Genomic DNA, 4,938 nt, shown 5'->3' with positions numbered 1-4,938 from the left:
TTTTGATGGTATCTAAATTCATGGGTGCTCCTCAAAAGAGGAGAATAAGATCACAACCAACCTATCAGGTCAACGTTAGTCAACCATTGGGCGAAAAATGTTCATGATCTTGCCCTGGGATTTTGGCTAGATCGATACCAACAACTTTAATAGACATGCTTGTTACTCCTGTTCTCAATGGCAGCACCATTAGTTTGGTACAACGACGCTAAAAAGGAGGTCGTCCATCACATCAAAGCCCATTGGGTCGCTAGATTAGGTGGGAAAGAAAAGGGATTCTGATCTGATACTTAAATTTTTGCAACAAGCCCAGCCAAGTCCTTTACCTGACTTTATCAAAAACGACACGTCTTAGTAATAAATCATACTGATTGTTATAACAAAAATAATTGTATTTTCTTCTTTTTTTTACTTGATAGAATAAAGAGTCAATGTGGTTCTTACTCATTGATTTAATGTTGGGATGTTATTTCTAACGAAATTTTAAAGCTATAACAATGGAAATTTATTATGAAAAATAATCTAAAAAAAATGAACTCTCAAGAGAAAAAAGCAATTCGTGGTGGCTTCTACTCTAAGCCTGGTCACCCTGATTACGATCGCGAACCTGGCAAAATTTGCTAATTGACCAACTTGGTTAAAAAAAAGAGCGCTTGATTAGTGCTCTTTTTTATTTCAATAGATAAAGGTTCGAAAGGAAGAATGCGAAGTGTTAATATAACATTGCTATTTAAATTAATGATGATTTTAATTGTTTTTTTTACATATATTTCGATTAATTATGAATATCATGAAAAAGAAAAATTAACGGGTTATGTTTCATACAAAGAGCAGTCTGAAATTTACTCGCCAAGCCACGGTTACATTACTGATATACATGTAAAAAACCATGGTAAAGCAGTTAAAGGTGATATTCTACTAGAAATAGAAAATACATCTAAAATTCAATCAACCAATTCTGATTTAAATACCAATGAGTTAGTAAGATCCTCAATACAATCAAAAATTAATTTAGTAAAAACAAAATTAAATATCACACTAGATAAAATTTCTAATTCACAGGAAGAGTTAAAGTTACATTTAGTTTCAACCAAAAAAATTATTGATGATTACGAAGATTACTTGTTTGTTTTACTGGATGTGTATAATCAAGAAAAATCAAGGCTACATTCCGACATTTCTTTACTTGAACGTGGTTTAATTTCAGAGATCGATGTAGAGGAAAAAAAAATACAAGTATCTAATCTACACTCAGAAATAGTGGCGAACAGATCAAAAATAAAAGAATTATTAATATCAAAGGTTAACGTTGAGCGTCAATTACAAGATTTAAAGCTTGAATATTCTATTAAAGTAGAAGAAGCAAAATCAGAGACAAAAAAACATGAGTCCGATTTGGAATTGCATAATCAAAATAATATATATAAGATTAATGCAATAGACTCTGGAATTGTGGAATTTAATAATATTAAAATTGGGCAATTTATTAAAGAGGGGCAGTTATTAGCTAAGGTTATTTCTAATGTAAATAAGGTTGTCTATCTCAATGTATTAAAAGAAAATTCAGCGCTTCTTTCTGTTGGTGATGATATTCTTATTGAAATTGAAGCGCTACCATTCAGTGAATATGGATTTTTTAACGGTAAAATAAGTGAAATTTTTGATGTTTATTCCCCAGAAAGTGAACATACACGAGTTATTGAAGTTTCTATTATTTCTAACTTTAGTGATAATGTTAATATTAATGCTTTAAAAAATGGCATGTCAGCGATTGCCTATGTTAATAAAAAACCTACAACTTTATTGGAATTCTTTTTCCTTCCCGTTATAAAAAATATAAGCATAGATTCTGGAATTTCGAATATATGAAAAATAAATTATCTATCGTTCTTCAAGATGAGATATCTGAATGTGGCCTAGCTTGCATATCTATGCTGTGTTCGTATTACAATAAGCCATTAAGTATTTACTCGCTAAGGAGACAATATTTAGTTGGTGTTGAAGGTCTTTCTTTTTATGAAATGGAAAGTATTTTATTTAATAATGGAATGCCTTCTTGTGGCTACAATTTAGAACCTGAACATTTATCTGAATTAGATCTTCCAGCTATACTACAATGGAGAAATAATCATTTTGTTGTATTATCTAAAGTTACTGATTCTTATATCGAAATTCATGATCCTGCGGCTGGCAAAAAAACATATAAAAGAGAGATGGTGAGAAATCTCTTTTCTGGGTATGCATTAGAAGTATATGCTCCATCACTTGAAAAAGTTCAAGGGGTTGTTCAAGAAAGCGAAAGTAAACATGTTAAACTGTTTGATTTCGTAAAACAAATCCCTGGAATATACTCTATGTTTTTATATTTGTTAACATCATTATTTTTAGTTCAAATATTTTCTTTGTTAACACCCAAGATGTTATCATTGGTTGTGGATGAGGTCGTTAATAAAAACGATGAGAATTTGTTTTATTTTATAGCACTCTCATTTTTAGTTCTTTATTTATTAGATTTTATAAACAAAACGATAGGTAATGAGTTAAAAGAAAAGGTATCTATTAAAATTAGCAAACAAGTATCACAGAAGTTAGTTAGCATTTTAATTTCTCAAAGTGTATCTTACTTTGAAAAAAGAAACTTTCAAGATTTAATTCAAAGAGTTTCATTATCTTTAAATTATGGGATGACTATTGTAGAAAATCATATACAGCTATGCATTCACATTTTGTTTTCCTTTATATTTAGTAGTATGCTGTTGTATCTAGATCCAGGAATTGCTTCTGTTGCAATTGTTTCTTGTCTATTATTAGTTTTATTACGCATTCCATTTATAAAAAACGTTCAGGCACTACGTAGTGATGTTATTGAGCAAGAAATAAGCAGAAACCAAGAGATATCTTCATATAGCAATGCAATAAAAACTCATAAAATAAATCAAACTGGTTTTATATCTCAGGACAAAATATTAAAGTTAAATAATAGGCAAATTTCTCTTAATTCAAAATTGAATAAATTTAATCAAACGGGACTTTCTGTTTTTTCTCTAGTAAATAATACTTGCACTATAGCTCTTTGTTATCTTTTTGTAACAAAGGTGGCTTCTGGAGATTTAACTGTAGGTGCTTTATTTGTGATCTATTTTTACAAAGAATTTTTATTAAACAATACATCTCGATGCGTTGAGTTATTAATAGATTTAAAAAAATCCAAACCTGACTGGTTGATGGTAGAATCTCTAATCAATAGTAGTCCAGAAATAATTACAGAGTCCACTGTTTTTTCTTTAGAAAAGATAGATAAGGTGAAACTCGTAGATGTGGAACTTAGATATTCTAGTTTTTCTAATCCTGCATTAGAAAATGTTAATGTTGAAATTAATAATAATGATTTTATTGGTGTGATTGGTCGATCTGGTTCAGGAAAAAGCAGTCTAATAAAGTTATTATCGTCACTTGTAGAGCCAACCTCTGGAACTTTGTTAGTAAACAATGTCCCTGTAACCAAGTTTGGTATCAAACAGTACAGAAAAGCTGTTGCAATGTATTCTCCGGATGACACCATCTATAATGCTACGGTATTACAAAATATTGTTTTGAGTGAAAGTGAACTTTCTTATGATAAGGTGCAAAACATATTACATGATGTAGGTCTGTTAGAAGAGGTGAATAGTTTATCAAATGGATATAATACTCTATTGGGTGAAGGTGGTGTTCTTCTGTCTTCAGGTCAAAAGCAAAGACTTTGCCTAGCTAGAGCATTATACAAAGACGCTCAAATATTAATCGTTGACGAGCCTACAGCTAACCTTGACTTGGAGCTAAAGAATAAAATATTAGATGTTATGAAAAATCACCGTGGAATAGTTATTGTTGCCACACACGATGAATCTCTGTTGCAAAGTTGCACTAAAATTATAAAAATAAATAATGGATTGATTGAATATGTTAGATAAATCTGATTTTAAATGTTATTTTTATTTTGTTGTTGAAATGATGTTGCGATTGCTTTATTTTTTTTGTTTTTTATTGAGGTTAATGTTTAATAGTTTATTGCAAACAACTAATAAAATTAATTTATTTCCAGTTAATTCTGGTTACATTAATCACTTTGAGTATGATTTTCATCAAAAGAGCATATCTCTTTCGTACATTTCTCATAATATTGATGCTAAGTCAGTAGCTTTTTTTAAAAAACGATGTTGTTTTTTTAGCGATATGCCAGATGTTCCGATCTATATTTTTACTCACACTGGATGCTATTATTCTGCTATTGCTCAAGTTATAATGTCTCATCCTACGGGGACTAAATTTTATCTTCCTGTTATGGATTATTTATTAAATACAGATGTAATTCACAATATTGAAAAGCTTAGAGAGCTAGGGTATGATATAATTGTTGGTGGAGTTTCTGAACGTCGGTTTTTGTTGAAAATGTTTAAACAATCAATTTCAACAAAAATATTAATATTTTCCGATGTGCCTCCGGGTTTATTTATGGAGAGTGATAATCAGTCAAAAAGAAAAGTTACTTTTTTTACTAGAAATGGGTGCTTATTTTCTGGTGTTTTTAAACTAATAGAGCATAAAAAAGTAGAAAGTTGTGTTGTTAGTTATAAACATAACCCATTTAAGAAAGATGTATTATTTTTTTCGGATAAACACAAACACTCGGATTGTTCTGGAATAATATCTAGCATGGAAAAGGCTATCGGTAACTCATTGAAAGACTGGAGGTATTTAAATTACATTGAATTTTACTATCAGTAAGCTGATTATGAAATTAGCGCTCAATTAACCCCCATATTCTAATCCCTACAAGACTTTGTCATAGTTTTTCTGGGCTTTAATCAGATAAGGCAGATCTACCCAGTCATTGACTTAAAATTACGAGTAAATAACTTCAACATTGAATTAACGATTCATAAAGGCGGAACTCTT

At 30.1% G+C, this 4,938-nt stretch carries 3 protein-coding genes; all 3 read left to right on the top strand.

The window, feature by feature from the left end; genetic code table 11:
* Nucleotides 1-660: 660 nt before the first annotated feature.
* From RH88_RS00255 to RH88_RS00245, 3 genes are read left to right on the top strand one after another with little or no spacing between them, the layout of a single operon-like run.
* The gene (locus RH88_RS00255; protein ID WP_138944235.1) at nt 661-1,869 is read left to right on the top strand and encodes an HlyD family secretion protein; all 1,209 of its coding nucleotides are present in this window, start codon (nt 661-663) and stop codon (nt 1,867-1,869) included.
* Entirely contained in the window at nt 1,866-3,953 is a 2,088-nt protein-coding gene (locus RH88_RS00250; protein WP_005592621.1) for a peptidase domain-containing ABC transporter, read from the top strand. The genes RH88_RS00255 and RH88_RS00250 overlap by 4 nt, the downstream gene beginning before the upstream one ends.
* The gene (locus tag RH88_RS00245; RefSeq protein ID WP_005592620.1) at nt 3,943-4,767 is read left to right on the top strand and encodes a hypothetical protein; all 825 of its coding nucleotides are present in this window, start codon (nt 3,943-3,945) and stop codon (nt 4,765-4,767) included. Before RH88_RS00250 ends, RH88_RS00245 begins: the two co-directional genes overlap by 11 nt.
* The last annotated feature ends 171 nt before the right edge of the window (nt 4,768-4,938 follow it).

This window comes from Vibrio scophthalmi LMG 19158 (assembly GCF_000222585.1).
Taxonomy (GTDB): Bacteria; Pseudomonadota; Gammaproteobacteria; order Enterobacterales; family Vibrionaceae; genus Vibrio; species Vibrio scophthalmi.
Note: the sequence above shows the minus strand (reverse complement) of the source record. Positions and strands in the feature narration are given on the sequence as shown.

What these genes read in the sequence shown, in the direction of transcription:
- RH88_RS00250 (WP_005592621.1), top strand. Translation starts at nt 1,866, where the DNA reads ATGAAAAATAAATTATCTATCGTTCTTCAAGATGAGATATCTGAATGT.
- RH88_RS00245 (WP_005592620.1), top strand. Translation starts at nt 3,943, where the DNA reads ATGTTAGATAAATCTGATTTTAAATGTTATTTTTATTTTGTTGTTGAA.